Annotated in this window: 28 protein-coding genes; 9 read left to right on the forward strand and 19 right to left on the reverse strand. The window is 33.9% G+C overall.

All coding sequences use genetic code 11. From position 1 onward, the window contains the following. Positions 1-2 precede the first annotated feature (2 nt). Together EYD45_RS07040 and EYD45_RS07045 are read left to right on the forward strand one after the other, a co-directional pair. Positions 3-659: an alpha/beta hydrolase gene (locus EYD45_RS07040; protein ID WP_130963836.1), complete on the forward strand. Its 657-nt coding sequence runs from the start codon at positions 3-5 to the stop codon at positions 657-659. Positions 660-692: 33 nt separating this feature from the next. Continuing rightward, positions 693-1,208: a DUF4440 domain-containing protein gene (locus EYD45_RS07045; RefSeq protein WP_130963837.1), complete on the forward strand. Its 516-nt coding sequence runs from the start codon at positions 693-695 to the stop codon at positions 1,206-1,208. Between the two features lie 56 nt (positions 1,209-1,264). On the opposite strand, the gene EYD45_RS07050 is transcribed toward EYD45_RS07045, so the two are convergent. The 14 genes from EYD45_RS07050 to EYD45_RS07115 all read right to left on the reverse strand — a co-directional run bounded on the left by EYD45_RS07050 (position 1,265) and on the right by EYD45_RS07115 (position 14,560). Next, positions 1,265-1,969, reverse strand: coding sequence for a response regulator transcription factor (locus EYD45_RS07050; protein ID WP_092580534.1), 705 nt, complete (start codon positions 1,967-1,969; stop codon positions 1,265-1,267). Positions 1,970-1,973: 4 nt separating this feature from the next. Next, complete coding sequence (locus EYD45_RS07055; RefSeq protein ID WP_165453898.1) at positions 1,974-3,545, reverse strand: sensor histidine kinase; 1,572 nt, start codon at positions 3,543-3,545, stop codon at positions 1,974-1,976. A 77-nt stretch (positions 3,546-3,622) separates the two neighbouring features. Further along, on the reverse strand, positions 3,623-4,210 hold the full coding sequence (gene coaE / locus EYD45_RS07060; RefSeq protein ID WP_130963838.1) for a dephospho-CoA kinase: 588 nt from the start codon (positions 4,208-4,210) through the stop codon (positions 3,623-3,625). Continuing rightward, positions 4,207-5,172: a CdaR family protein gene (locus EYD45_RS07065; RefSeq protein ID WP_233702556.1), complete on the reverse strand. Its 966-nt coding sequence runs from the start codon at positions 5,170-5,172 to the stop codon at positions 4,207-4,209. Before EYD45_RS07065 ends, coaE begins: the two co-directional genes overlap by 4 nt. Next, on the reverse strand, positions 5,169-6,176 hold the full coding sequence (locus EYD45_RS07070; RefSeq protein ID WP_130963839.1) for a glycosyltransferase: 1,008 nt from the start codon (positions 6,174-6,176) through the stop codon (positions 5,169-5,171). The genes EYD45_RS07065 and EYD45_RS07070 overlap by 4 nt, the downstream gene beginning before the upstream one ends. An 83-nt stretch (positions 6,177-6,259) precedes the next feature. Next, a complete protein-coding gene (locus tag EYD45_RS07075) occupies positions 6,260-7,078 on the reverse strand; it encodes an enoyl-ACP reductase FabI (RefSeq protein ID WP_130963840.1) in 819 nt (272 codons plus the stop codon). 75 nt (positions 7,079-7,153) lie between these two features. Further along, positions 7,154-8,806, reverse strand: a complete 1,653-nt coding sequence (gene recN / locus EYD45_RS07080) for a DNA repair protein RecN (protein WP_130963841.1) — start codon at positions 8,804-8,806, stop codon at positions 7,154-7,156. A gap of 54 nt (positions 8,807-8,860) precedes the next feature. Further along, positions 8,861-9,748 (reverse strand): type IX secretion system protein PorD, encoded by an 888-nt coding sequence (gene porD, locus EYD45_RS07085; RefSeq protein WP_130963842.1) that lies wholly within the window; start codon positions 9,746-9,748, stop codon positions 8,861-8,863. Next, complete coding sequence (coaBC, locus tag EYD45_RS07090; RefSeq protein ID WP_130963843.1) at positions 9,741-10,952, reverse strand: bifunctional phosphopantothenoylcysteine decarboxylase/phosphopantothenate--cysteine ligase CoaBC; 1,212 nt, start codon at positions 10,950-10,952, stop codon at positions 9,741-9,743. Before coaBC ends, porD begins: the two co-directional genes overlap by 8 nt. Positions 10,953-10,961: 9 nt before the next feature. After that, entirely contained in the window at positions 10,962-11,291 is a 330-nt protein-coding gene (locus EYD45_RS07095; protein WP_207303298.1) for a DNA-directed RNA polymerase subunit omega, read from the reverse strand. Positions 11,292-11,300: 9 nt separating this feature from the next. Beyond that, positions 11,301-12,128, reverse strand: coding sequence for an outer membrane protein assembly factor BamD (locus EYD45_RS07100; protein WP_130963845.1), 828 nt, complete (start codon positions 12,126-12,128; stop codon positions 11,301-11,303). Positions 12,129-12,235: 107 nt separating this feature from the next. Continuing rightward, positions 12,236-13,159 carry an ion channel gene (locus tag EYD45_RS07105; protein ID WP_130963846.1) on the reverse strand — a complete coding sequence of 308 codons (924 nt, stop codon included), beginning with the start codon at positions 13,157-13,159 and terminating at the stop codon, positions 12,236-12,238. Position 13,160: 1 nt separating this feature from the next. Beyond that, positions 13,161-14,039 (reverse strand): 4-hydroxy-tetrahydrodipicolinate synthase, encoded by an 879-nt coding sequence (gene dapA / locus EYD45_RS07110; RefSeq protein ID WP_130963847.1) that lies wholly within the window; start codon positions 14,037-14,039, stop codon positions 13,161-13,163. A gap of 2 nt (positions 14,040-14,041) precedes the next feature. Beyond that, on the reverse strand, positions 14,042-14,560 hold the full coding sequence (locus tag EYD45_RS07115) for a DUF6913 domain-containing protein (RefSeq protein ID WP_130963848.1): 519 nt from the start codon (positions 14,558-14,560) through the stop codon (positions 14,042-14,044). Positions 14,561-14,620: 60 nt separating this feature from the next. On the opposite strand from EYD45_RS07115, the gene EYD45_RS07120 reads away from it, so the two are divergent. From EYD45_RS07120 to EYD45_RS07130, 3 genes are all read left to right on the forward strand, one after another. Next, positions 14,621-15,388 (forward strand): 5'-nucleotidase C-terminal domain-containing protein, encoded by a 768-nt coding sequence (locus EYD45_RS07120; protein ID WP_130963849.1) that lies wholly within the window; start codon positions 14,621-14,623, stop codon positions 15,386-15,388. 4 nt (positions 15,389-15,392) lie between these two features. Then, positions 15,393-16,307, forward strand: a complete 915-nt coding sequence (locus EYD45_RS07125) for a bifunctional metallophosphatase/5'-nucleotidase (protein ID WP_130963850.1) — start codon at positions 15,393-15,395, stop codon at positions 16,305-16,307. 67 nt (positions 16,308-16,374) lie between these two features. Beyond that, positions 16,375-16,758, forward strand: coding sequence for a DoxX family membrane protein (locus EYD45_RS07130; protein WP_130963851.1), 384 nt, complete (start codon positions 16,375-16,377; stop codon positions 16,756-16,758). Here EYD45_RS07130 and EYD45_RS07135 read toward each other — a convergent pair. The 4 genes from EYD45_RS07135 to EYD45_RS07150 form a co-directional block, all read right to left on the reverse strand. Then, complete coding sequence (locus EYD45_RS07135) at positions 16,751-17,455, reverse strand: hypothetical protein (protein WP_130963852.1); 705 nt, start codon at positions 17,453-17,455, stop codon at positions 16,751-16,753. The genes EYD45_RS07130 and EYD45_RS07135 overlap by 8 nt on opposite strands. A gap of 80 nt (positions 17,456-17,535) precedes the next feature. Then, positions 17,536-19,539: an NAD-dependent DNA ligase LigA gene (gene ligA, locus EYD45_RS07140; protein WP_130963853.1), complete on the reverse strand. Its 2,004-nt coding sequence runs from the start codon at positions 19,537-19,539 to the stop codon at positions 17,536-17,538. After that, positions 19,539-20,408: a peptide chain release factor N(5)-glutamine methyltransferase gene (gene prmC, locus EYD45_RS07145; protein WP_130963854.1), complete on the reverse strand. Its 870-nt coding sequence runs from the start codon at positions 20,406-20,408 to the stop codon at positions 19,539-19,541. The genes ligA and prmC overlap by 1 nt, the downstream gene beginning before the upstream one ends. After that, a complete protein-coding gene (locus tag EYD45_RS07150) occupies positions 20,405-20,896 on the reverse strand; it encodes a GNAT family N-acetyltransferase (RefSeq protein WP_130963855.1) in 492 nt (163 codons plus the stop codon). Before EYD45_RS07150 ends, prmC begins: the two co-directional genes overlap by 4 nt. 52 nt (positions 20,897-20,948) lie before the next feature. Here EYD45_RS07150 and EYD45_RS07155 point away from each other — a divergent pair, with 52 nt between their 5' ends. From EYD45_RS07155 to EYD45_RS07170, 4 genes are read left to right on the forward strand one after another with little or no spacing between them, the layout of a single operon-like run. Next, positions 20,949-21,404 carry an NDR1/HIN1-like protein gene (locus EYD45_RS07155; RefSeq protein WP_130963856.1) on the forward strand — a complete coding sequence of 152 codons (456 nt, stop codon included), beginning with the start codon at positions 20,949-20,951 and terminating at the stop codon, positions 21,402-21,404. Positions 21,405-21,406: 2 nt separating this feature from the next. Beyond that, entirely contained in the window at positions 21,407-22,411 is a 1,005-nt protein-coding gene (ribD, locus tag EYD45_RS07160) for a bifunctional diaminohydroxyphosphoribosylaminopyrimidine deaminase/5-amino-6-(5-phosphoribosylamino)uracil reductase RibD (protein ID WP_130963857.1), read from the forward strand. Continuing rightward, complete coding sequence (locus EYD45_RS07165) at positions 22,404-23,015, forward strand: HAD family hydrolase (RefSeq protein ID WP_130963858.1); 612 nt, start codon at positions 22,404-22,406, stop codon at positions 23,013-23,015. The genes ribD and EYD45_RS07165 overlap by 8 nt, the downstream gene beginning before the upstream one ends. Position 23,016: 1 nt before the next feature. Beyond that, complete coding sequence (locus EYD45_RS07170) at positions 23,017-23,625, forward strand: IMPACT family protein (RefSeq protein ID WP_130963859.1); 609 nt, start codon at positions 23,017-23,019, stop codon at positions 23,623-23,625. Between the two features lie 5 nt (positions 23,626-23,630). Here EYD45_RS07170 and EYD45_RS07175 read toward each other — a convergent pair whose 3' ends face one another. Continuing rightward, positions 23,631-24,026: an acyl-CoA thioesterase gene (locus tag EYD45_RS07175; protein WP_130963860.1), complete on the reverse strand. Its 396-nt coding sequence runs from the start codon at positions 24,024-24,026 to the stop codon at positions 23,631-23,633. Positions 24,027-24,051: the final 25 nt, after the last annotated feature.

Raw genomic sequence — 24,051 nt, forward strand, 5'->3', positions numbered from 1 at the left:
ATATGCTACACACATCCTTGTCTTTAGATTACGTTATGCGTCCTTCAAATATAGAAGAAAGCGCACCTTTACTCATCATGTTACATGGTTATGGAAGTGATGAAAACGACTTGTTTTCTTTCGCAAATGAATTACCTGAGGAACTTTTAATAGTTTCTGCTAGGGCACCTTACAGCATGCAACCTTTTGGCAATGCTTGGTACGCTATTAATTTTGATGCCGAAAAAGGAAAATGGAATGATAATGTACAAGCTAAACAATCGGTGGACTTGATTTCTAGATTTATTGATGAAATCGTTGCAAAATATGATGCAGAAAAAGATAACGTTACACTTTTAGGCTTTAGCCAAGGCACAATTTTGAGCTATGCCGTGGCTTTAACTTATCCTCAGAAAGCTAAAAACATCGTAGCCTTAAGCGGTTATATTAATCAAGATATTTTACCTGAAGATTTAAATAAAGAAGATTATTCGCATTTAGACTTTTATTGTTCCCATGGCAGTTTAGATCAGGTAATACCGCCTGACTGGGCTAGACAAACACAACCTTTTTTAAACACATTGCAAATAAAAAATGTGTATTCTGAGTTTCCTGTTGGGCATGGTGTAGCACCACAAAACTTTTACGAGTTTAAGGAATGGCTTCAAAAGCGCATCTAAAATTTTCTTATCTTTTGTTTTTTTACGCTAAACATGAAGCCTTTATATTCTTTTTTTGTGTGTATTTTTTTGTTTGCAACACATGCTGCCAAAGCACAAAATCATGAAACTCTAAAATCCATAAATTTAGAAGTCTGGAGTAGTTTCACAAAGGCTTATGAAACACTTGACTTTAATTTATTTGCTAGTATTCATAGTGATAGCTTGATTCGCATTAGTGGGAATTCAAAGCATATTAAAAACAAAATGGAATACATTGAAGGCTATAAAAGTTGGTGGAAAGATGCATCTTTAAATCAAACTATTTCATTTCGGTTTTTAGAACGCATTCAAAATGGAGAGAAAGCATCAGAGCGCGGGATTTATAAATTAACCCAAAATGCAAAAACGTCAGATGAAAAGTCGTATTACGGTAAATTTCACGTCATTCATATAAAAGAAAATGGCGTATGGAAGATTTTAGTGGATTATGATTCAAATGAAAACGATTCGATTAATGAGAGTTCCTATCAAAGTGCTTTCGCAATAGATGATTTTTCTAAGTTTTAAAAACAAAAAAAATCCAGCTTTTGCTGGATTTCTCTTTTATCAATTATAGAATCTTTCTAGCTATTCACCACTAATCTGAAGCCTTCACCGTGAATATTTAAAATTTCAACTTTTTCATCTGGCTTTAAATACTTGCGTAACTTCGCAATATACACGTCCATACTTCTTGATGTGAAATAGTTGTCATCTCGCCATATTTTTGTCAGAGCCAATTCTCGTGGCATTAAATCATTTTCATGTAACGCCAACAAGCGCAACAATTCATTCTCTTTTGGGGACAATTTTACTGGCTCTCCCCCATCAAATCTTAAAAAACGCAATTTAGAGTTTAGATGAAAACGTCCTATTTCAAATTCAAATTGTTTGCTATCTGCTATTGTTTCTGTGGCCTTACGCTGCATTATCGCTTTTATTTTCATAAGCAACACTTCACTATCAAACGGCTTATTTAAGTAATCGTCTGCACCAACCTTATATCCTTTAAGCACATCTTCTTTCATGGCTTTAGCAGTTAAAAATACGATAGGTACGTCTGTATTCTTCTCACGAATTTCTTTAGCAAGCGTAAATCCATCTTTATATGGCATCATCACATCCAAAATACATAAATCGTAATCGTCCTTTTTAAACTTTTCAAAACCTTCCATACCGTTTTTAGCATGAACCACATCATAATCATTCATCATTAAGTAATCCCTTAGAACGGTCCCAAAATTTGGGTCATCTTCTACTAATAAAATTTTCTTGTTTTGTTCTTCCATAATTTTATGATATTACCGGAAGTTTTATTGTAAATGTACTTCCTTTACCTTTTTCACTTTCTACTGAAACAAAGCCCTGGTGATCATCAACGATTCGCTTTAAGTAAGCTAACCCTAAACCATGACCTTTTACGTTATGTATATCTCCCGTATGTTCTCTATAAAACTTTTCGAAAACACGTTTGGCAGCAGCTTTACTCATGCCACTACCCTGATCTTGTATTTTTAATAAAATATTAGTGCCTACATTCTCTGTAAAAACATCTATTTTAGGTCCGTCAGGTGAATATTTAATGGCATTGTCCAGCATATTCACTATCACATTTGTAAAATGTGTATCATTCGCTAAAACGGATGTTTGTTCTGCCTCTAAATGTGTTTTTATATACCCTTGTCTGTCTTCTACAATCAATTCTACATGGGTAACAGCATCTTCCACTAGGTCGTGCAAATCAACCCTATCCTTACTAATATTTAGTTCATTCTTCTCTAGTTTAGATATTCTCAATACGTTTTCAACTTGAGCATGCATCCGTTTATTTTCCTCCCTAATCATATTAAGATAACGTATTACTTTATCCTTGCTATCAATGATCTTAGGATTTTTTATAGCGTCTAATGCCAAATTAATTGTAGCTATAGGTGTTTTAAACTCATGCGTCATATTGTTGATAAAATCCGTTTTAATTTGTGATATTTTACGTTGTTTTATCAATTGAAACAAAGCGCTCGAGTATGCAATAATTATGATGGATGTAAACACAATTGATAATAAAACCATTCCCAAAATTGAGGAGAAGATAAATTTATTATCGCCTGGAAAGTTTACCAACAACTTATAATTACTTTGATTATTCTCATCATAAAAAATAGGCACGCTAAAAGTTGACGCTTCCGTTTTTTCAAATTCGTCACTGTAAAGTTTGGTTGCCAAATCTCTACTGTAAACTGCAAATTCAAAATCGATATCAATACTATTTTGTTGCAGTTTCGACCTTAGCATTTCTTCTAATTCATCTGTGGAAACACGCTCATAAACAGGTCTTTGCTTTGCTAAAGCTCTAAAATTCTTTTCAAAAGAATTTCTTTGAGCTTCACTTAGCACACCACTGTGCACAATATTTAAAATAGGAGATTTGTCAATATCGATATCTGAAGATTCAGAACCCTCGATAACCTGCATTTCAGAATTTCCTATAATTCGTTTGATATCAATACTATCTAAACCAATGTCAAAGAGCGAAGAAGATAACTTATAGTTCTCTTCTAAAACATCACTTTTATAAATAAGCATGTCTTTCGTGCTGTTATTCCTTTGATAAATAAATAACTGTGAAACAGCAGCTGAGTCTATCTTTTTTTCACTGTCCAACTTTTGAAAACGCTCAAAATAATTATCAAGCTCTTTCTTCTCAATAGCATTGGACACATAACTTAAAGCACTTTTTACATTAAATTTAAAACGCTCCTTTTCGTTTTCGTAGGCGTCATTTATAAAATATGCCTGAACAAAAATAATTCCTATAAGTGACAGACTCATTAATATGACCGATAGGACAAATACTTTTTTGCTCATTACCCAAAATTAACATTTTAACATTTAGCCAACTTATCATTTAACCTTACATTAACAAAAATGTTAAAATCTAGAACTTACTGTATTTTTTGAAGAATTTTTTGGTGAATCTTTTGCACTTGAAGTCTTGTGCCATCTAGGTTTTTATTCACAATTACAAAATCTGAGTGTTTTATTTTTTTACGATCACTCCATTGGTTTTTCATTATTACCTTAATTTTTTCTTTAGTTGTATTGTCTCGCTTCAAAAGGCGCTCTATCCTCAATGCTTTAGGTGCAGTAACTGTTATAACCAAATCGCACTGTGCATTACCACCATTTTCAAACAAAATTGCCACTTCCTTAATTACATAAGGCCCTTGCTGTTTTGCTGCCCATTTTTCAAAATGACGTGCTACCTTAGGGTGTACAATAGCGTTCATTTTCTCTAGGTAGGATTTATCATTAAAAATGATATTCGCAACATATGGCCTATTTAGCTTTCCATCAACATAAGCGCTTTCCCCCAATAAGGCAATTAATTTTCGTTTTATAACTTTAGAACGATTCATCAATCTTTTTGCCTCAACATCAGCTATATAAACTGGTACACCTAGAGCCTCAAATGCTTTAGCTACTGTAGTTTTGCCACTACCAATGCCTCCTGTTAAGCCAACTGTTATCATTTCAAAATTATAAATTCTATTTGCTGCTGATTGAGTTTCGCATACTTTACCCCTTCTGGTGTTTTGACCAATTCTGGAATAAGTATAAATTGATTTTCATCTACTTTATTGAAATCGCAGCTTACTCTAAAATCGTTTGGTTTTATATTATTAAAATTATCCAAACTGGTATAATAGGATACTTTTACCTCCTTAGGGAAATACTTAATTGATATATCTTGAGGCACGTTAATAATATTCACAGGAATTGTAACCGTGCCCTCAGTGAACTTTTCAACATTGGCTATAAACGTAACTTCCTTAACTGAAAACTTTAGGTCTTTAGAATTCTCAGGAAAAATTAGTGTTGTTGTTTGTGAAATATCTGTTTTTACTTGTTTAAGTGATACCTTTTCTGCATCTATATGACTAATGCTTTCAACAACTTCATGCGGACCAATGATAGTTACGGAATCTGGAATGGTGGCGTAATCATTTAAAACGTCAAATCCTGGTGCAAACGATATGTCCATTTCAATGCGAATGGGCACTTTCCTTACAAGATTAGTATCATATTTAAACACTAGCGTATCCGGATTAATGCCTAAGAGTTTTACATTATTTTGAAATGGTTTTTTTTCGTTGAGATATGATACTGATTTTGTATACACATAGGTGTTTTGCTTTTTATAAACTTCGTTTGAAAAATCAATACTCACGTTAGGTGATTGAAAGTAATATTTTAACCAATTAAAACCGTGGGTTTTGAGTGTGACCGACAATTTTTGTGTGGAATCTTTCAGAATCACTTCATTATCAGGAACATTTATTTTTTTAATATTTAATGCTACAGTATTGGTATACTCCTTTGATAGTTTAGTGAAAATTAAAATTACAAAAGCAGAAAGCAGAAACAACAAAAACACATTAAGCCTTTTATTCTTAATGGAAGTCAATAATTCTGATTTTATCGTTTTTATCATTTCAACTTAAAAAAAAGTTTTGGATAATGCGTTTCGGGGTCTTTATTCAATATATGAATAGCTACGGTTGACTCTAAAAACCCTAAACCATAACCCAAAAACTGTATACAAATTGCCCACAACGCCATTAAGGACACTTTTAAGCTTTTTGTGGTGTAAATCGCTGTAATAAAAGCAATTGCAAAATAAAGAATATATAAAAAGAGCAACCAACTAAACCCTAAAATTGCCAATATCACAGATACATCAAAACCTATAATAAACACAGTGGGAAACCAATAGGTAAGCTTTTTTGTTTGCGGGTGCCATTTATTTAAAATGGGGCGCACCAAGCCAAATTTCCGAACCTGTTGTTTAAATTTGCTCCATGAAATACGTCGCTTATGGTACACAATAGCTTCAGGAATTAATTTTGTTTTAAATCCCAAATCCCATAATCGTAATGACAAATCTGGATCTTCCCCAGGATGTATTTGTCCAAAGCCTTTTGAAGCTTGAAAGGCTTTTTTTGAAAGTCCCATATTAAAACTTCTCGGTTGGAATTTATCTACAGCATTTTTATTACCCCTTATGCCTCCAGTGGTAATAAATGAGGTCATGGCAAAATTAATGGCTTTTTGCAAATCACTAAATGATTCATGTGCAGCGTCTGGCCCACCAAAACAATCTACATAGGTTTCTTTTAAACTTTTATCAACTGCATCCAGATAATTCTCTGGCAATATCACATCGCTATCCAAAATAATAAAATAGTTGCCTTTTGCATGTTGCATCCCGTAGTTTCTGGAATCGCCAGGTCCCGTGTTTTCCTTAAAAAAATAAGAGATGTTTAAATTATTTTGATACTTATCAATTATCGCCTCAGAAGTTTGAGTAGACCCATCTTCAACTATTACAATTTCATACTCCAAATTAGTAGTCATACCCTTAAAACTATTCAAGAGTTCATCAACTTCCTCAGGTCGATTATAAACTGGTATAATAAATGAGTATTGCAATTGCATAGAACAAAAGTAACTATTCCTAACAAAAAAGACCTGTCAGCTTTTAAAAACCTGACAGGTCAAATTTTATATAACTTTGTTATTTATTCTTCTCCAGTAAAAGTGCTCATTACTGCATCACTTACGCCCATATTACTAAAACCACCATCATTATAAAGATTTTGTAACGTTACTCGTTTTGTTAAATCGCTAAACAATGTCACTGTATAATTTGCGCAATCCATAGCTGTAGCGTTACCTAATGGTGACATCTTTTCAGCATAAGAAATAAAGCCATCAAAACCTTTCACACCACTACCAGCAGTTGTTGGTGTTGGGGATTGGGAAATTGTATTTACACGCACTTTTTTATCTCTACCAAAGAAATATCCAAAGCTACGTGCAATACTCTCTAAATAGGCTTTGTTATCGGCCATATCGTTATAATCAGGAAACACACGTTGTGCTGCCATATATGTAAGAGCCACGATACTTCCCCATTCGTTCATCGCATCAGCTTTATAAAGCGTTTGCATTACTTTGTGAAAAGACATTGCAGAAACATCAGTACCTTTTTGCGTCCAGCTATAATTTTGATCAGTGTAATGCTTTCCCTTTCTAACATTGATGGACATACCTATAGAATGCAATACAAAATCTATTTTCCCGCCTAAAATCTCCATCGATTTTTCAACTAAATTTTGTAAATCCTCTTCTGAAGTAGCATCCGCAGGAATTATTTCAGAACCTGTTTTTTCAGCCAATTCGTTAATTTGCCCCATTCGCATTGCAACAGGTGCATTGGTGAGCACAAATTGTCCGCCTTCCTCATGCACTCTTTCAGCTGTTTTCCAAGCGATTGAGTTTGAATCTAAAGCTCCAAAAATGATTCCCTTTTTCCCTTTTAATAAATTATAAGCCATAATAATAGTCAGTTAATTTTATCTAATTTTTCGTGTCAAAAGTACTAAACTTTCAACTTTAATCTGGAATGTTTTTTAATTAAGTAATTCCTTAGCGTGAGCAATTGCCGAAGTTGACAACTCCGCACCACCTAACATTTGCGCAATTTCTACAATACGGTCATCATGGTTTAATTTAACCAATTTAGTTTGTGTTACATTATCCACATCCTCCTTATACACTTTAAAATGAGAGTGCCCTTTAGCTGCAATTTGCGGTAAATGAGTAATGGAAAACACCTGCATGTTTTTACTCATTTGTAACATGATGTCCGCCATTTTATTTGAAATTTCACCAGAGACCCCTGTATCAATCTCATCAAACATAATTGTTGGCAACTGCGTATAATTTGACAGTATAAGCTTAATTGCCAGCATAATACGAGATAATTCACCTCCAGAAGCTGCCTTTTTTAAAGCGTTAAAACTACCTCCCTTGTTTGCTGAAAATAAAAATGACAACTCATCTTTTCCATTTGAAAAATAATTTTCAGTAGATGACAATTCTATATTAAACTGCGCGTTTGGCATGCCTAAATCTGAAAGTATCGCTTGTAATTGCGCTATCAAATTGGGAATCGCTTTGTTTCTTTTAGAACTAATGGTTTTAGCTACGGCATCAAGTTTTTCGGCAGACTTTGAGATGGCCTCTATTTTATTTTGAATAGTTTCATCTAAATTCTCTGTAATTCCTACTTTTTCAGTTAGAGCCTCTCTTATTTCAATCAATTCTGAAACTGCTGACACCTGATGTTTCTGAAGCAGATTGTTTAATGTTTGAAGCTTCGCATTTACGGTTTCCAAACGCATAGGGTCGGCTTCAATATCGCTTTGTTTCGCATCGACTTCACTAAATACATCATCAATTTCAATTAGGCTACTATTCACACGTTCGTAAAGCTCTTCATATTTAGATGATAGTTCGGACAGTTTTGAGAGGCTACTTTTTAAATTGGTCATTATTGCTATAACCCCAATTTGTTCATCACCTAATAACTGATAAGCTTCAGATAGATGAGCCTTAATGTCTTCAATATTATTTAAGGTCTCATATTCCTCTTCTAAAGATTCTAGCTCATCTTCTACCAAGTTTGCTTCAACCAATTCATTTAGCAAGAAGGCATTATAATCATATTCCTTAATAGCATTTGCTTTAAGGGCATTAAGTTGTTCTAAATCAACATTTAACTGCTTATAGTTTGTCAGCTCCACCACATATGATTCTAGTTCTCTTTCATTTTTTGCCAACGCATCAATCACTTGAAACTGAAAATTATTCTGCGTTAGCTGCAGTGTTTGGTGCTGACTATGTACATCAATTAAGCGCTCTCCAAGTAACTGCAAACTATTTAAATTAACAGGAGAATCATTTACGAAAGCTCTAGATTTTCCCGATGGTAAAATCTCTCTTCTGATGATGGTTTGAGATTCATAATCTAAATCTTCAGTTTGAAATAACGTTTTTAAATTGTAGTTTGAAACATTAAAAACAGCCTCTATGATGCACTTTACGTTTTTGTCTTTCAGACTACTTAAATCTGCACGTTTACCTAATATTAAGGATAAACCACCTAACAAAATAGATTTTCCCGCTCCAGTTTCTCCAGTAATTATGGTAAAGCCATCGTTAAAATTAACCTGAAGATGGTCAATCAATGCATAGTTTTTTATGGTTAGCGATGTGAGCATTTTGTAAAAATAGGGAAATTGTAGATGAATAGATTCCTGCTTTTACAGGAATTCTTAAAACTTAATGTTTCGCCATTTACTGGAATGCATTGGTGCTACTTTCTGCAATACATCCTTTAGATTAGCAATGTTTACCTGTGGGCCATCTGTAAATATTTGTTCTATTTCATCTGCCTTGGCATCAAAAAACGTTCGTAATAAGAATGAATTTGGACGCCTACTATTCATAGCCTTAAACTTTGATAAACTTGCTGCTATCTTTTCCTTTCCTTTTTTGGTGTCATTACTCATTTCGTCCAAACCAAGCCTATGATAATCGTAAATTACATTTCTAAATTCCTTGAATGTAGTAGACAGCACATTATCAATTAGTATAAATCTGCTTTGTAGCCCGTCTTCCAACTTCCAACCTTTAAAGTTTTCCTGTTGTGAATAATTTAAAATGGTTTGGGCCTGCTTGTAGTAATCCTGTCCTCCGTTTTGCTCATAAGAATCCGCATCCAAAGCTAAAATCATATATACATGAAATGCTAAAACTGATATTAAATTTGATGTATACTGTGTTGGATTATAAATCAAATTCTGAAACTCTAAGTATCTAAATGTGAAATCTTTATCGTTAAAATTATAAATCGGCGAACTGTATGAAGACCCATAAATAGGTCTTGAAGATTGTACCTGTATTGTAGCATTAAAAAACTCACCGCTATACTCTGATATGATAATATTCATACTGCAACTGATGAGTTCTTGAGGTGAAAAAGTTCTATCCGTCCATTTCGTATTATTAATGAATTCGGTTAATTGCTTTTCTAAATTCTTAAAAATCTGCAAGTTTTCATTACCCGTTTGTTGCGCATTTACAACCACAGTGCAGTTCAACTCCTGGGAAAAGCCAAGTGAACTTAGGCTAAATAATAAAATGAATATTAAGTTACGCATTTACTTGTTTTACAATTTCGTTTAATAAATCTTTCGCTACTTCGGTTTTAGACTTTAATTCAAACTCTGTTACGTTATTTTTATTATCTATAAAAGTAACTTTATTAGTGTCGCCTTTAAAACCTGCTCCTTTATCTTGTAACGAATTTAAAACAATTAAATTTAAGTTTTTCTTTTTTAATTTCTGCTTTGCGTTCTCTAATTCATTATTGGTTTCAAGAGCAAACCCCACCAAAAATTGCTGTTGCTTAATCTCTCCTAGAGAAGCAAGAATATCTTTAGTGCGCTCTAAATCTAAAGTTAATGTATCAGATTTCTTTTTAATTTTTTGAGTTGCTACTTCTTTAGGTCTAAAATCGGCCACTGCTGCAGAAAGTATAGCTACATCAACATCCTTGAAGCTCTTATGTACTTCTTGATACATATCTTCAGCACTGGTAACTGGTACAACATTTATAAGGTTATGAGAAACATGTTGATGCGTAGGCCCTGTAATCAATACCACCTCAGCTCCCAAATTTGCCGATGCCTTGGCAATTTCAAAACCCATTTTCCCACTGGAATGGTTTCCTATAAATCGTACTGGATCAATTGCTTCATATGTCGGACCCGCTGTAATCAGTACTTTTTTGCCCCTTAGAGGAAGCTTATCTAGGATATCATTTTCTATAAAAGTAACAATATCTTCAGGTTCCGCCATTCTACCCTCGCCTACCAAACCACTAGCCAACTCGCCACTTGTGGCTGGAATCATGATATTGCCGTAAGATTCTAAAGTTTTAAACGAATTCTTAGTGGATTCATGTTTATACATATCTAAATCCATCGCAGGTGCAAAATATACTGGACACTTTGCAGATAGATATGTGGCTAGCAATAAATTATCTGAAGTACCATTTGCCATCTTAGACAAGGTATTTGCTGTTGCTGGTGCTATAACAAATAAGTCTGCCCACAGACCTAAATCCACATGGTTATTCCATACGGCATTATCGTCACCCTCATTAGTGAAAGAAGAATGCACTGGGCTTTTTGAAAGCGTGGAAAGCGTAAGTGGGGTTACAAAATCTTTTGAAGCAGGTGTCATTACAACCTTAACCTTTGCTCCCGATTTTATAAATAAACGTACTAACGAAGCAGTTTTATAAGCGGCAATACCTGCAGTAATGCCTAACAGTATGTTTTTGCCGCTTAGTATACTCATAAATTGTGATTACTGAGCGTCTTCTTCCTCAGTATGTCTAAAGTAAATTTTATCTGTAAGCCATTCTTGAACAGCTAAAGCATGAGGTTTAGGTAATTTTTCATAAAATTTTGACACCTCAATTTGCTCCTTATTTTCAAAGATTTCTTCTAAGCTATCATTGTAAGTTGCAAATTCCTCCAACTTATCAATCAATTCCTTTTTAATCTCTGTGTTAATTTGCTCTGCTCTCCTTGAAATAATAGAAATTGCCTCGTAAATGTTTTCTGTTGGTTCATCTACTTGATTTCTGTCATACGTTACCGTGTTTACCGGAGCAGTAGTTTTCTTTAAATCCATCATTATATATTAACTTTTAGCACTGTAAGTTTCTAATTCTATATCTATAGTTGCTGCCATTTCTTCAGCTTCTGCAATATACTTAGAATTTGCATAAGCCTTTTTAAAGACATTAAAATATTCTTTTGCTTGTTCCAATCTGTTTTTCTTCAACCTAACAACTCCTTCAGCAGTTCGCTTAAGCTCTATACTATTAATAGCAAGTTCATATGCCGCATCAAACCGATAAAATAAAGCATCTTCACGTAAAACCGATCCTGGAAACTCGAATATAAAATTATCAAATGATCGTATTGAAGCCTTATAGTCTGAAATATGATCGTATTGCTTCGCTATTTCAAATGCTTTTTTCTCCAGTTTAAAATCCAATTCTTTAACAAGTGTATTTGCCTCTGCTACATATTGTGAATTCGGATATAAATTGATAAATTCTTGTAGTTTTTCAATAGCGTCCCTAGTTTCCTTCTGATCTTTTGAGTACCGCGGTGAAAGCATATAATAGCTTTTTGCACTTAAAAAAGCTGCCTCTTCCTTCTTTTCACTTTTAGGGTAACTGGACACGAAACGCTCAAACTGATAACCTGACACATAATAATCTTTCATTTCATAAAAAGATTTTGAGTATAAGTACATCAATTTTTGTGCTTGAGGCTTACCCTTATATTTAGGCACAATTTGTTGAAAAATCCTATTGGCCTTCTCATACTTACCTTCTTGAAAAAGAGAATCACCTGTTTTAAACTTCAGAGCAATATCTTCAGATTTTAAAACCTTTTGATATTCACTGCATGAACTTAAAGTGCAGATAAAAACAATTATGCCGAAAACGTATCTCATAAATTTAAACAAGTTGCAAAATTACACTTATTAAACGTAATTTAAAAATATTATTTTACGGCTAAAATAATTCTTCAAACCTAGTAGCTATCAGGTTTAAGTTATATTTAACTTTTGGAAGATTCAATGGCATTAAAAAGTTTATGATCTAGCACCATTTCTCCTTTTTCGTTATAGTAATACGTTTTTACAAATCTGTAATTAAGTTTAACATCTTTCAATAAGTAAGAACACATTTGATGCACCTCTTGATTAAAGGATTCGTCATAATAACTTACCATAACTATCAATTCACCTTGTTGTTTTAAAATGTCATTTTCCGAAAACTTAAATAATGGACTTTTATCATCAATTTCATGAACGATAGTCCAAGTTGTTGGCAGATAGTTAATGTTATCACGTTCCAATTCCAGATTATAAAAATCATTTACATATTCGCCCTTTTTGTTTTTCCTTGAAAGCGTAAGTGTTACCGTAACTTTTGGCTGAATCATTGTGCTTCTTCTATCGTTTTCAATTCTAAACATCAACGCATTATGCTCTTTTAATTGATTTAGAACTAGATGTTTTGTAAATCGAATTGCTGCCTTAGGTTTAGAAAAACGACCATAAAGCAAACCTGTAGTAAAAGCAAAAAACATAAGACCTATAAACGCTTCTATTGAAGACACAATACCACTGGCCATATCAGATGGTGACATTGCACCATAACCAAGTGTAGTAAAAGTTTGGGATGAAAAAAAGAAAGCGTTTAGGAAATCTTGATATATATCTCCAGAAGCAGCAGTAATTTCCTCAATACCAATTGCCAAGTATAACAAAGCAAAAAAAACATTGGCTATGATGTATGAGATAAAAGCGAGAACAAAAAATTGCCACCACGAAATATTTATCAGATAATTGTAGGCCTCAGAAAACCGCCTTGGTCTATTTTTGTGCACTACGTTAAAAGCTCCGTTGTCATTGATTAACCGCCCTACATGTTCTGCTGAAGAGTTACCAATACCTGGATCTTTTATCTTTTTGCCCAAATTAAAAACCCTTTACAAAAGCAGATATTTTAGCTTTCAACCCATCAGTAGCTGGCACCAATGGCAATCTTACCGCAGATTCACATAAATTCAATGCCTCAAAAACAGCTTTAATGCCTGCTGGATTATTTTCTTCAAAAATATAGTCGATAACATCCATTAAACGGAAGTGGTATTTATAGGCAGCTTTGGCATCCCCTTTTAATCCTAATCGTATCATTTCTGAAAACTCCTTCGGAAAGGCCTGACCTATTACAGAGATAACACCCGAACCACCAGCAAGTGTAACACCCAAAGCTAAATCGTCATCTCCAGAGATTACCAAGAAATCATCTGGCTTGTTTTTCAAAATTTGCAAATATTGATACGTACTGTTACCGGCTTCTTTCACTCCGATGATGTTATCAAAGTCATTTGCAAGACGAACAATAGTATCTGGTTCAATATTTTTAGAAGTGCGCCCAGGAACATTGTACAACAAAATATCTGTAGAACTAGCCTCTGCAATTGCCTTAAAATGCTGGTATATGCCTTCTTGTGTTGGTTTTGTATAATATGGAGACACCGAAAGAATCGCATCAATTTCACTTAAATCCGTAGTCTGTATTTCCTCGATAATCGCAGCAGTGTTATTACCTCCAATTCCTAAAACCAGTGGTAATCTACCTTTGTTTGCTTCAATTACAGCAGCAGTGATATCCTTTTTCTCTTGTTTGGTTATGGTTACACTTTCGGCCGTTGTGCCAGATATTACCAAATACTCCACACCGTTTTCAATATTGTACTCAACAATCTTATTAAGCGCATCATAATCTACACTTAAGTCTGTTTTAAAAGGTGTAACGAGTGCAACTCCAGTTCCAAGAAACTTACTATTCATCTTTAAATTTTATTTAATACCGTTAAATATTTAACCACTTCATCGCTAAATATATTAATCTCCTTAATTTTAGTTTTTATAATTAGGTCATTCAAACGGGCATCAGTCTGCAAAATTCCAATTTTAAATTGAGATTTAGACAATGCTGTTAATAATTTTAATTCCAAATGCTCTTGGGTGTAATAACTAATCAAAACATCAAAAGATTCATCAAGAAACGTTTGCAACTCTACATTTTTTATCTCTCCCTTCCAGCCAAAATCCTTTTCATTAAAGCAGGCATCCCAAGAGTTACCATGGCTTTTTAAATCAGTAGTATATGCTATTACCTTAATTTTATTTGCATGAATCTTCAAGCGGGACGCCAAAACATTAAACGCATTAAAATCCTCAATTTCATCAAAATTTAAAATAACACCTAGGCTTTTAATTTTAGTATTATCAACGTTAACTTTACGTTTGGATAATAATTTATTCAAATACTTTTTATTTGATTTTGTCTTAAAAGCTTTTAAAAACATTTAAATTTACACTTTGCGCAAAGGTAGCAAAAGTACACTCAAAAAATAATCAAATTTAAGATGGTAAATTTTACCAAATCAAAACTAAGCTTATGCTTACTGGTCTTGCTTCTGATAATTAGTTGTAAAACTGAGAAACTGCATTTAAGCAAAATTGAGGGCAAGCGTTTGGATATCAACAAGGATGTTTCGCCAAATCCTGATGTTGAGGCATTTATTGCGCCATATAAAAATCGAATTGAGAGTGATTTAGATAGTGTTTTGGCCGTTGCCGTTGATACCTATTCTAAAAATGATGGAGAACTAAACACTGCCATTGGAAATTTAATGGCCGATATTGTACAATCTGAAGGAAATGGCATTTTCCATAAAAGAACCGGCAAAAACATTGATGTTGTTATCCTAAACCACGGAGGTATCCGTGCAGAAATTCCCAAGGGACCTGTGAGTGCCAGAACCGCTTATAATGTTATGCCATTTGAAAACGAAATTGTTGTTGTTGGGCTTAAAGGAAAACAGATAGATGGGGCTATTAATTATTTAGTAAGCAGAAAAAGAGCAAATCCTATTGCCGGACTTAAGATTGTGGTTGATAAGGATTTTAATTTGATTAGCGCCACGATTAACAATGAAGCAATCGATGCAAACAAGATATACTATTTTGCCACCAGCGATTATTTGTACAACAGAGGCGACAATATGAACTTCTTCCAACCAAATGAAGGCGTTTATGAATTAGACTTTAAAATAAGAAATGCAATGATTGATTATTTTAAAAAGACAGACACTATTAATCCTGTAATCGATGACAGATTTATTATAAAATAAGAAGATGAGAAGAAGAGATTTTATTCAAAAGGTATCTGCTGGCACAACAGCTTTGGCTGCTGCTGGTGGTTTTGGGCTTCAGTCTTTTACCTCAAAACCTACTAAAATTACCATATTACATACCAACGATGTACACAGCCATATTGATACATTTGGTCCAGATGAAGGCCGAAATGCCAATAAAGGTGGGGTTGCAAGGCGCGCTTCTTTAATTGAAAGCATCAGAAAGCAAAACCCCAATACACTATTGCTTGATGCTGGCGATATTTTTCAAGGCACGCCTTACTTTAATTATTATGGAGGTGAACTGGAGTTTAAACTCATGAGCAAGTTAAAATATGATTTAGCCACTATCGGTAATCACGATTTTGATAATGGCATAGAAGGATTATATGCCCAATTACCTCATGCCGAATTTGGTTTTGTTTCAGCCAATTACGATTTCTCTAATACCATTATGGATACCCACGTAAAACCCTATCAGGTTTTTAAAAAAGACGGTGTTAAAATAGGCGTGTTTGGTTTGGGCATTGAGCTTTACGGACTGGTTGGGAAAAAGCTTTACAAAGAGACCAAATATTTAGATCCTATTGAAATTACTCAGGAAATGACGCGCATTCTGAAGCTTGAAAAGCGATGCGACTTGATTATATGTTTATCTCATTTGGGATATAATTATAGAAATAATCCTGACAAAGTAAGTGACTTGAAACTTGCTGAAGCCACAAAGGATATCGATTTAATTATTGGGGGCCATACACATACATTTTTACCAAAACCTACTATTGTAAAGAATCTGGATGGGAAAAATATACTGGTAAACCAAGTAGGATGCTATGGGCTTTACCTCGGTCAGATAGATTTTTATTTTGATACAGATAAAAACAAAACTGCCAATGGCACTTCAATTATAGTTTAGTTTTTTCTTAAGGTTATGATAAGTTTTGGTAATTGTTGCGTCTAAAACTGTATCAAACCAAAACAATATGAAAAAATACGTTCCCTTAGCATTACGCATTATAGTTGCAGTAATCTTAATTCAAACACTTCGATTTAAATTTCTAGGACACGAAGACAGCATCTACATTTTTGAAACTGTAGGCTTGGAGCCACACGGAAGAATAGGCATTGGTATTATGGAATTAATTGCAGGCATACTGTTGATATTCAGAAAAACAGCATGGGCGGGCGCACTTTTAACCTTAGGCATCATTGGTGGAGCCATAGTAATGCACCTTACTACATTGGGCATTGACGTAAAGGGTGATGGTGGTTTACTATTCGGGACAGCAGTAATTACCTTTTTGTTGTCTGCGGTAATAGCCTTTATTTACAGAAATAAAATTCCGTTATTAAAAAAGCTTAATTAAGTACTTTGTCCTGTTTTCTGTACTTTAATTTTGCCTGTTCATATAAGAAATAAAAGCCTACAAGCCCCAATGATATCGTAAAGAAGTTAAGAAGGTTTTGATGTGAGACGTATAAATACGCAATATTGATTACCTCGGCAAAAACAATACATATCGCACCTACTAATATGTAAAATGCTTTTCTGCTATCCTTGTAAAAATAATTTAAAAGTGCCAAGGAGAGTATCATTAGCATGGAAGCGTTGTATACTATTTCTAAAATATATTCCGCACCTAAATCTAAATAGGGGTTTACAATCTGTAAAAGGACATAAGCTATATATGAATTTAAGATAAATAATACTATTATAGAAAAAAGATAGTGCTTCAAAATATAGCTAAGAGATAAATTTCTGCCTATTTCAATAGTTAAGGCTATATATGCAAGAATATACAAGCCATTTCCTATGAAATAATCAATGTGATAGGATAGTTTATCAGAAAAGATTATCATTAAATCTGATATTGAATACAGCACCAGAAATAAGACGAAATACAGCGATCGTTTTTCAACATTACAGAAATACGCTATCGTGATAATAGGTAAAATCAACGCACTGGTAGCATCTGCGTAGAACAGCTTGCCTGAGAACAAAAAATACACGAATAGTGCATAAATTGAACCTACCATACATGCTAAAACTTTGGGGCTACACATAATATTGGTTAATAGCTTTAAAGCAAATATAACCAAAAAATGTAATTAATCGATAAAAAAATGCTTTTTATCGTTAATATTTACATTTTATTAATTATTTGTAAGAATTTAATTTCATTAATCAAATCAATTCCCAAAGCATCGGCCTTATTCTTTTTACTTGGCCCCATTTTATCCCCAGCAACCACAAAACTAGTTTTTGAAGATATAGAACTACTTACTTTTCCACCATTATCCTCAATGAGCTTTTTAAGTTCTGTTCTTGAAACGTGTTCAAATACTCCAGAAACAACGATAGATTGCCCTTTTAGGATATCTGTTTGACCTTCCAATTCCTCTGAAGATATTTCCAACTGCACTCCAAATTGCTTTAATCGATTTATGATATTGATATTTTCTTCTGAAGCAAAAAACAGTTTTACACTTTCTGCAATTTTCACCCCAATTTCATCAACGTTTTCTAAATCTTCTTGAGATGCATTAATTAAATTATCGATGGATTTATAATGTTTCGCCAGTTTTTTTGCAACCGTTTCTCCTACATAGCGAATACCAATGGCATATAACACCCTTTCAAAAGGAATAGTTTTAGAGGCTTCAATCCCATTAACTAAGTTTTCAGCACTTTTCTCAGCCATACGTTCCAAAGGAATAACTTGCTCTTTGGTCAATTCATACAAATCTGAATAATTTGAAATCAGGCCTTCATTGACCAAAAGCGCAACAGTTTCTCCTCCTAAGCCCTCAATATCCATAGCTTTTCTAGAGATATAATGTTGAATTCTACCAATAATTTGCGGATTACATCCATTATAATTAGGACAATAGTGTTTGGCATCACCTTCAGTTCTTACCAGTTCTGTATTACATTCTGGACAATGCGTTATATATCTTGTGGGTTGTGAATCCGAAGGACGTTGTGCAATATCAACACCAATAATCTTTGGGATAATCTCCCCTCCTTTTTCCACATAAACGGTGTCTCTTTCACGTATGTCCAACTTTTCAATTTGGTCTGCGTTATGAATAGAGGCACGTTTTACCGTTGTTCCAGCTAACTCAACAGGTTCTAAGTTCGCCACTGGCGTAATGGCGCCAGTACGCCCAACTTGGTAGGTTATTTGGTTTAATACTGTAGACACCTGTTCTGCCTTGAACTTATAAGCCATAGCCCAACGCGGTGCTTTGGCGGTATATCCCAGCTCTTCTTGCTGTTGCAAACTATTAACCTTTACCACTACGCCATCAGTTTCATAAGGTAATTCATGACGTTTCGTATCCCAATAGTTTACAAATTCTAAAACTTCATCAACATTTTTTGCTAAAATGGCTACATCTGGCACTTTAAACCCCCAGGAGCGTGCCTTCTTCAAACTTTCAAATTGGGTTGAAATTGGTAAGTTTCTCCCTTTTAAACTGTATAGTAAACACTCTAATGGGCGTTTAGCCACTTCAGCACTATCCTGCAGTTTAAGGCTTCCAGAAGCTGTATTTCTTGGATTTCTATAGGGCTCTTCCCCATTGGCAATACGCTCTTGATTCATCTTATTGAAACCCTCAAAAGGCAGTACAATTTCTCCTCTAATTTCAAATTTATTGGGATAATCGCCCTTAAGTTGTAAGGGTACAGATTTAATGGTTTTTACATTTGCAGTAACATCATCCCCTTGAAATCCGTCACCACGAGTTACAGCCTTTACCAATTTACCGTTTTCATAGGTTAAACTCATGGAGGCACCATCGTATTTTAGCTCGCAAGTATAATGCACTTCGCCATCTACTATTTTTTTGATGCGCTTTTCCCAATCCAACACATCTTCTTTGGAATAGGAATTATCCAGGGAATACATGCGATATTCATGCTTCACCGTTTCAAAATTCTTTGTAACGGCTCCACCTACGCGTTGGGTGGGCGAATTTGCATCATAAAATTCCGGATGCTTTGCTTCCAGTTCTTGAAGTCCTTTCAGCTTAACATCAAACTCATAATCTGAAATTGTAGGGTTATCAAGCACATAATAATTATAGTTGTGCTCTCTAAGTTCTTCTCTTAGTTGATTTATTTTTTTCTGAATATCTTCCATTAGTTAAGTTCTGCTTTTACCATTCTATCCTTACCAAAAGCGTCTTGTTTTAAAACTATATTTTTATAATTGAATTTCTCCAAAAGCAAGACAGTTTCCTGTCCTAAGTATTCATTTATTTCGAAAAATAACACTCCATTTGTCCGCAATGCTTTTTTTGCAAATTTAGCAATAGCATTGTAAAACAATAGCGGGTTATCATCTTCAACAAATAAGGCTAAATGCGGTTCATAATCTAAAACATTTGGCTTCATCAATTGTTTTTCTTTTGCCCTCACATAAGGCGGATTAGACACTATTACATCAAATTTATCATTGTTAAAATACGTTTCAAAAGCATCTTCATTTAAAATATCGCCTTCAACAAATTCAATGTTTACTGAATTATATTTTGTGTTCTCTTTAGCTATCTTTAGAGCATTTTTACTGAAATCAAAACCATAAACTTTGGCTTGGGGTAAGTTTTTAGCCAATGAAATTGCAATGCAGCCGCTACCAGTGCCAATATCTAAAATATTGATGTCGGTAGTTGCTTCGCTTCGTTTTGAATACCAATTTAAAATCCATTCAACCAATTCTTCAGTTTCAGGGCGTGGAATCAAGACATCTTCATTCACTTTATATCGCAGACCATAAAATTCGGTTTCTCCTAATATATACTGAATTGGTTTTTGCTGTTTCAGAAGCTCTAATGCTTCTAAGATTAAAGCTTCATCTTTCACTTCTTTCTCAGGATACATTGTTAAATCAATCCGCTTTATACCATAAAACTTTTCAGAAATGAGATAAAAGAAGGTATCTATTTCCTCCTTCGGAAATAGCTTGCGCAAAACGTTATGAAATTCATTTTTTATTTGAGCTAACTTCATAAATCTTTTATCATCCAAACCCCACAGGAAAAATGCCCTGTATTTCCTAGAGGCGCATCTAAATGAGTAAAACCGTAACTCTCATAAATATGTATGGCAGCTTTTAATTGTGGTGCAGACTCTAAATAACATGTTTCATAACCCAAATCTTTTGCGGCTTTTAAACATGTTTCAAACATCAACCTACCATAACCTGCTCCACGAACCTTAGGTGAAAAGTACATTTTTTGAATTTCGCAGATATTACCTTCAAAATCCCTAAGTGGCTTAACACCTGCCCCTCCCAAAATTTCTCCGTCCCTATCTACTACATAATACACATCATTATCATTTTGATAAGATTCAAACATGGCCTTTGTTTCAGGATCTGCATAGGCTGTACCTTCTAGAGGAATCTTAAATTCATGAAAACAATCGCGAATCACTACTTCCAACTGCGCATTGTCATGTGGCTGAATTTCTCGAATAACTGTAGTATCTTTACGCACTTTAACTGGTCTTTTCCAAAAGTGAAGATACAGCAATTCTGAAAAAAATAATATGAAACGTGCTTTATTATTATTAACAATATGGTGTACTTTTTTCAACTGTAAAGTGAATGAGAAACCTCTATTCGTAAATGTTGAAAATATAAAGGTTGAGGAATCTACATCTAAATACATCATTTTATCTGCGGATGCACTTTTTGTAAATCCAAACGATATTGGTGGTGAACTTAAAACCGACGAAATTAAGATTTATGTGAATGATAATGAGGTTGCCTATGTCTCAACTGAAAGTTTTAAAGTACCTGCAAAAGAAGAATTTAGCATTCCGCTTAAAGCAACCGTTCCTGTTGATAGCTTGATAAGCGGTAAAAGTATCGGCGGGCTTATCGGTAGTTTATTTAGCAAAAAAATGAAAGTACAATACAAAGGTGATATTATATACAAAACACTAGGGTTTTCATATACGTATGACGTTGATGAAACTGAAGAAGTGAAAATTAAAATTTAAGATTGAGCATTCACGAATCTTATATAAAACGCTGTATTGCAATCGCCAAAAACGGCTTGGGCATAACGAGGCCAAACCCAATGGTAGGATGTGTTATTGTTGCCAATAACAAAATTATAAGTGAAGGCTTCACCAGTGCTTATGGCGGTAATCATGCAGAGGTAAATGCCATTGAAGCGGTAAAAGATAAATCTGCTTTAAAACAGGCCACACTTTATGTAACCTTAGAACCTTGCTCCCATTTTGGAAAAACACCACCTTGTAGTGATTTGATAATAAAACACCGCATTCCTAAAGTGGTAATTGGCTGTATCGATGACAACCAACAAGTAGCTGGAAAAGGTATAAAAAGATTAATTGAGGCCGGTATTGACGTTACAGTCGGCGTTTTAGAAGATGAATGCAAGCAACACCATAAGCGCTTTTTTACGTTCCATAATAAAAAACGACCTTATATTATTTTGAAATGGGCCGAAACCAAAGATGGTTTTATTGCACCAAAATCAAAAGCAAAACAAGAGCCCGTTTGGATTACAAACCAATATTCAAGGCAATTGGTACATAAATGGCGTGCCGAAGAACAGGCGATTTTAGTGGGCACCAATACTGCATTAGAGGATAATCCTAGTTTGACTGTCCGCAATTGGACAGGTGGAAACCCCATAAGAGTATTAATTGATAGTAGCAACAGGCTTAAAAAGCATCTAAATATTTTTACTAGCGAAGCTGAAACTATAGTAATCGATCAGAATATCATTGATTTTTCAAAACCTGTAGGAATACAAATTTGTGACATTCTATTTCAAAAGAATATAAATTCTTTGATTATTGAAGGTGGTGCAAAAACACTGCAAACCTTTATTGATGAAAATCTTTGGGATGAGGCGCGCGTTTTCGTTGGGGATTCTATTTTTAAAAATGGCATAAAAGCCCCTAAATTCTCAGCAACACTTTTGTCTCAAACCAAATTACAAAACGATCTTTTAAATATTTATAACAATGATTGATACCATTATATTCGACTTTGGGAATGTATTTATTAATCTTGATATTGAAAATGGTTATAAAGCATCCCTTGAACAACTTGGAATAAGCGCACCGTCAAACGACATCATCAACATCAACAAACTATACGAAACAGGAGAAGTTTCAACAGAGAAATTCATTGATTTTTATGCTGAAACATTTCCACATTTGACTAAAAATCAACTAACTGATTTATGGAATATCATTTTGAAAGATTTCCCTAGACACCGTTTGGAGTTTTTAAAAAATTTAAAAGCGCAAAACCGATACAACCTCATTTTACTAAGCAATACAAATGAGCTTCATATTGATTGGATAAAAAACAATATTTCATTCTATGAAGAGTTCAAAAATTGTTTTGATACTTTTTACTTATCACACGAAATCCATTTAAGAAAACCCAATTCTGATATTTTTGAATTCGTTTTAAACGCTAATAAACTGAATCCAGAAAAATGCCTATTCATTGATGATAATGCAGATAATATTGCAACTGCAGACGCTTTGAGCATAAAAACATGGCATATTACACCTTACATAGAGGATGTAGCAGATTTGTTTTTAATTCAAAAACAACTCTTTTAGTTTGGAGCTTAATGACACATATAAGACGATTACTTCTCCAACCGAAAGTGTACTTTTTAAAGAAAAGAATAGTAAATTTTATGGTTACGCCTACCCTGTTGTAAATGAGGATGCTATAAAAAAACATTTAACAGCAGTAAAAAAACAGCATCACAGCGCTAGACATTGGTGTTACGCTTACAAAATTGGCACTGAACAACCTGTTTTCAGAGTAAATGATGATGGTGAACCCAGCAATTCTGCGGGAATGCCCATTTATGGTCAAATATTGTCTTTTGAGGTTACCAACGTACTCGTTATAGTTGTTCGGTATTTTGGAGGTGTTAAATTGGGCATTGGCGGTTTGATACAAGCCTACAAAACTACTGCGCTATTATCTTTAGAATCTTCAAAAATTATTGAAAAAACCATTGATGTTCAGTTTCAAATTACTTTTGAGTACAAAGAGATGAATAAAGTGATGCGAATCATTAAGGAAAGGCAATTACAAATTACCAATCAACAGTTGGAACTAAATTGTATTATTACCATTTCAGTTAGAAAAAGTGAATCAGAGAAAATATTCGAAGTTTTCAATTCAGTCTACGGAGTATCTATTGAAAAAATATAACAATCCTAGGTAATTGCTTCCATGATATATTTAGGCGGTCTAGTTGGTCTATTCGTTTTCATATCTATAAAAACTAAAGTTGTATTTGCTGTGGTTAAAATTTCACCAGCTTCATTCGTAATTTCATACTCAAATTCAATCTTAGCAGTAGGCTTGTTTTTAAGTTGAGTTTTTACATTAATTAGATCGTCGTAACCTGCTGATTTTTTATAATTTATATTTAAGGAAACTACTGGCAACATTATACCATCTTCTTCCATTTTTTTGTAGGAAATCCCAAGTTTACGCAGCCATTCAATCCGCCCCATTTCTAAGTATAGTGCATAATTGCCGTGATATACTACTCCCATTTGGTCAGTTTCACCATATCTCACTCTTATTTGTATTTCATCGAATTTCATGACTTTATATCAATATTTTTTTGTA

Origin of the sequence: Hyunsoonleella flava (assembly GCF_004310325.1) — a bacterium.
GTDB classification, from domain to species: domain Bacteria; phylum Bacteroidota; class Bacteroidia; order Flavobacteriales; family Flavobacteriaceae; genus Jejuia; species Jejuia flava.

What these genes read in the sequence shown, in the direction of transcription:
- EYD45_RS07040 (WP_130963836.1), top strand. Translation starts at nt 3, where the DNA reads ATGCTACACACATCCTTGTCTTTAGATTACGTTATGCGTCCTTCAAAT.
- EYD45_RS07045 (WP_130963837.1), top strand. Translation starts at nt 693, where the DNA reads ATGAAGCCTTTATATTCTTTTTTTGTGTGTATTTTTTTGTTTGCAACA.
- EYD45_RS07050 (WP_092580534.1), bottom strand. Translation starts at nt 1,969, where the DNA reads ATGGAAGAACAAAACAAGAAAATTTTATTAGTAGAAGATGACCCAAAT.
- EYD45_RS07055 (WP_165453898.1), bottom strand. Translation starts at nt 3,545, where the DNA reads ATGAGCAAAAAAGTATTTGTCCTATCGGTCATATTAATGAGTCTGTCA.
- coaE (WP_130963838.1), bottom strand. Translation starts at nt 4,210, where the DNA reads ATGATAACAGTTGGCTTAACAGGAGGCATTGGTAGTGGCAAAACTACA.
- EYD45_RS07065 (WP_233702556.1), bottom strand. Translation starts at nt 5,172, where the DNA reads ATGATAAAAACGATAAAATCAGAATTATTGACTTCCATTAAGAATAAA.
- EYD45_RS07070 (WP_130963839.1), bottom strand. Translation starts at nt 6,176, where the DNA reads ATGCAATTGCAATACTCATTTATTATACCAGTTTATAATCGACCTGAG.
- EYD45_RS07075 (WP_130963840.1), bottom strand. Translation starts at nt 7,078, where the DNA reads ATGGCTTATAATTTATTAAAAGGGAAAAAGGGAATCATTTTTGGAGCT.
- recN (WP_130963841.1), bottom strand. Translation starts at nt 8,806, where the DNA reads ATGCTCACATCGCTAACCATAAAAAACTATGCATTGATTGACCATCTT.
- porD (WP_130963842.1), bottom strand. Translation starts at nt 9,748, where the DNA reads ATGCGTAACTTAATATTCATTTTATTATTTAGCCTAAGTTCACTTGGC.
- coaBC (WP_130963843.1), bottom strand. Translation starts at nt 10,952, where the DNA reads ATGAGTATACTAAGCGGCAAAAACATACTGTTAGGCATTACTGCAGGT.
- EYD45_RS07095 (WP_207303298.1), bottom strand. Translation starts at nt 11,291, where the DNA reads ATGGATTTAAAGAAAACTACTGCTCCGGTAAACACGGTAACGTATGAC.
- EYD45_RS07100 (WP_130963845.1), bottom strand. Translation starts at nt 12,128, where the DNA reads ATGAGATACGTTTTCGGCATAATTGTTTTTATCTGCACTTTAAGTTCA.
- dapA (WP_130963847.1), bottom strand. Translation starts at nt 14,039, where the DNA reads ATGAATAGTAAGTTTCTTGGAACTGGAGTTGCACTCGTTACACCTTTT.
- EYD45_RS07115 (WP_130963848.1), bottom strand. Translation starts at nt 14,560, where the DNA reads ATGTTTTTAAAAGCTTTTAAGACAAAATCAAATAAAAAGTATTTGAAT.
- EYD45_RS07120 (WP_130963849.1), top strand. Translation starts at nt 14,621, where the DNA reads ATGGTAAATTTTACCAAATCAAAACTAAGCTTATGCTTACTGGTCTTG.
- EYD45_RS07125 (WP_130963850.1), top strand. Translation starts at nt 15,393, where the DNA reads ATGAGAAGAAGAGATTTTATTCAAAAGGTATCTGCTGGCACAACAGCT.
- EYD45_RS07130 (WP_130963851.1), top strand. Translation starts at nt 16,375, where the DNA reads ATGAAAAAATACGTTCCCTTAGCATTACGCATTATAGTTGCAGTAATC.
- EYD45_RS07135 (WP_130963852.1), bottom strand. Translation starts at nt 17,455, where the DNA reads ATGTGTAGCCCCAAAGTTTTAGCATGTATGGTAGGTTCAATTTATGCA.
- ligA (WP_130963853.1), bottom strand. Translation starts at nt 19,539, where the DNA reads ATGGAAGATATTCAGAAAAAAATAAATCAACTAAGAGAAGAACTTAGA.
- prmC (WP_130963854.1), bottom strand. Translation starts at nt 20,408, where the DNA reads ATGAAGTTAGCTCAAATAAAAAATGAATTTCATAACGTTTTGCGCAAG.
- EYD45_RS07155 (WP_130963856.1), top strand. Translation starts at nt 20,949, where the DNA reads ATGAAACGTGCTTTATTATTATTAACAATATGGTGTACTTTTTTCAAC.
- EYD45_RS07165 (WP_130963858.1), top strand. Translation starts at nt 22,404, where the DNA reads ATGATTGATACCATTATATTCGACTTTGGGAATGTATTTATTAATCTT.
- EYD45_RS07175 (WP_130963860.1), bottom strand. Translation starts at nt 24,026, where the DNA reads ATGAAATTCGATGAAATACAAATAAGAGTGAGATATGGTGAAACTGAC.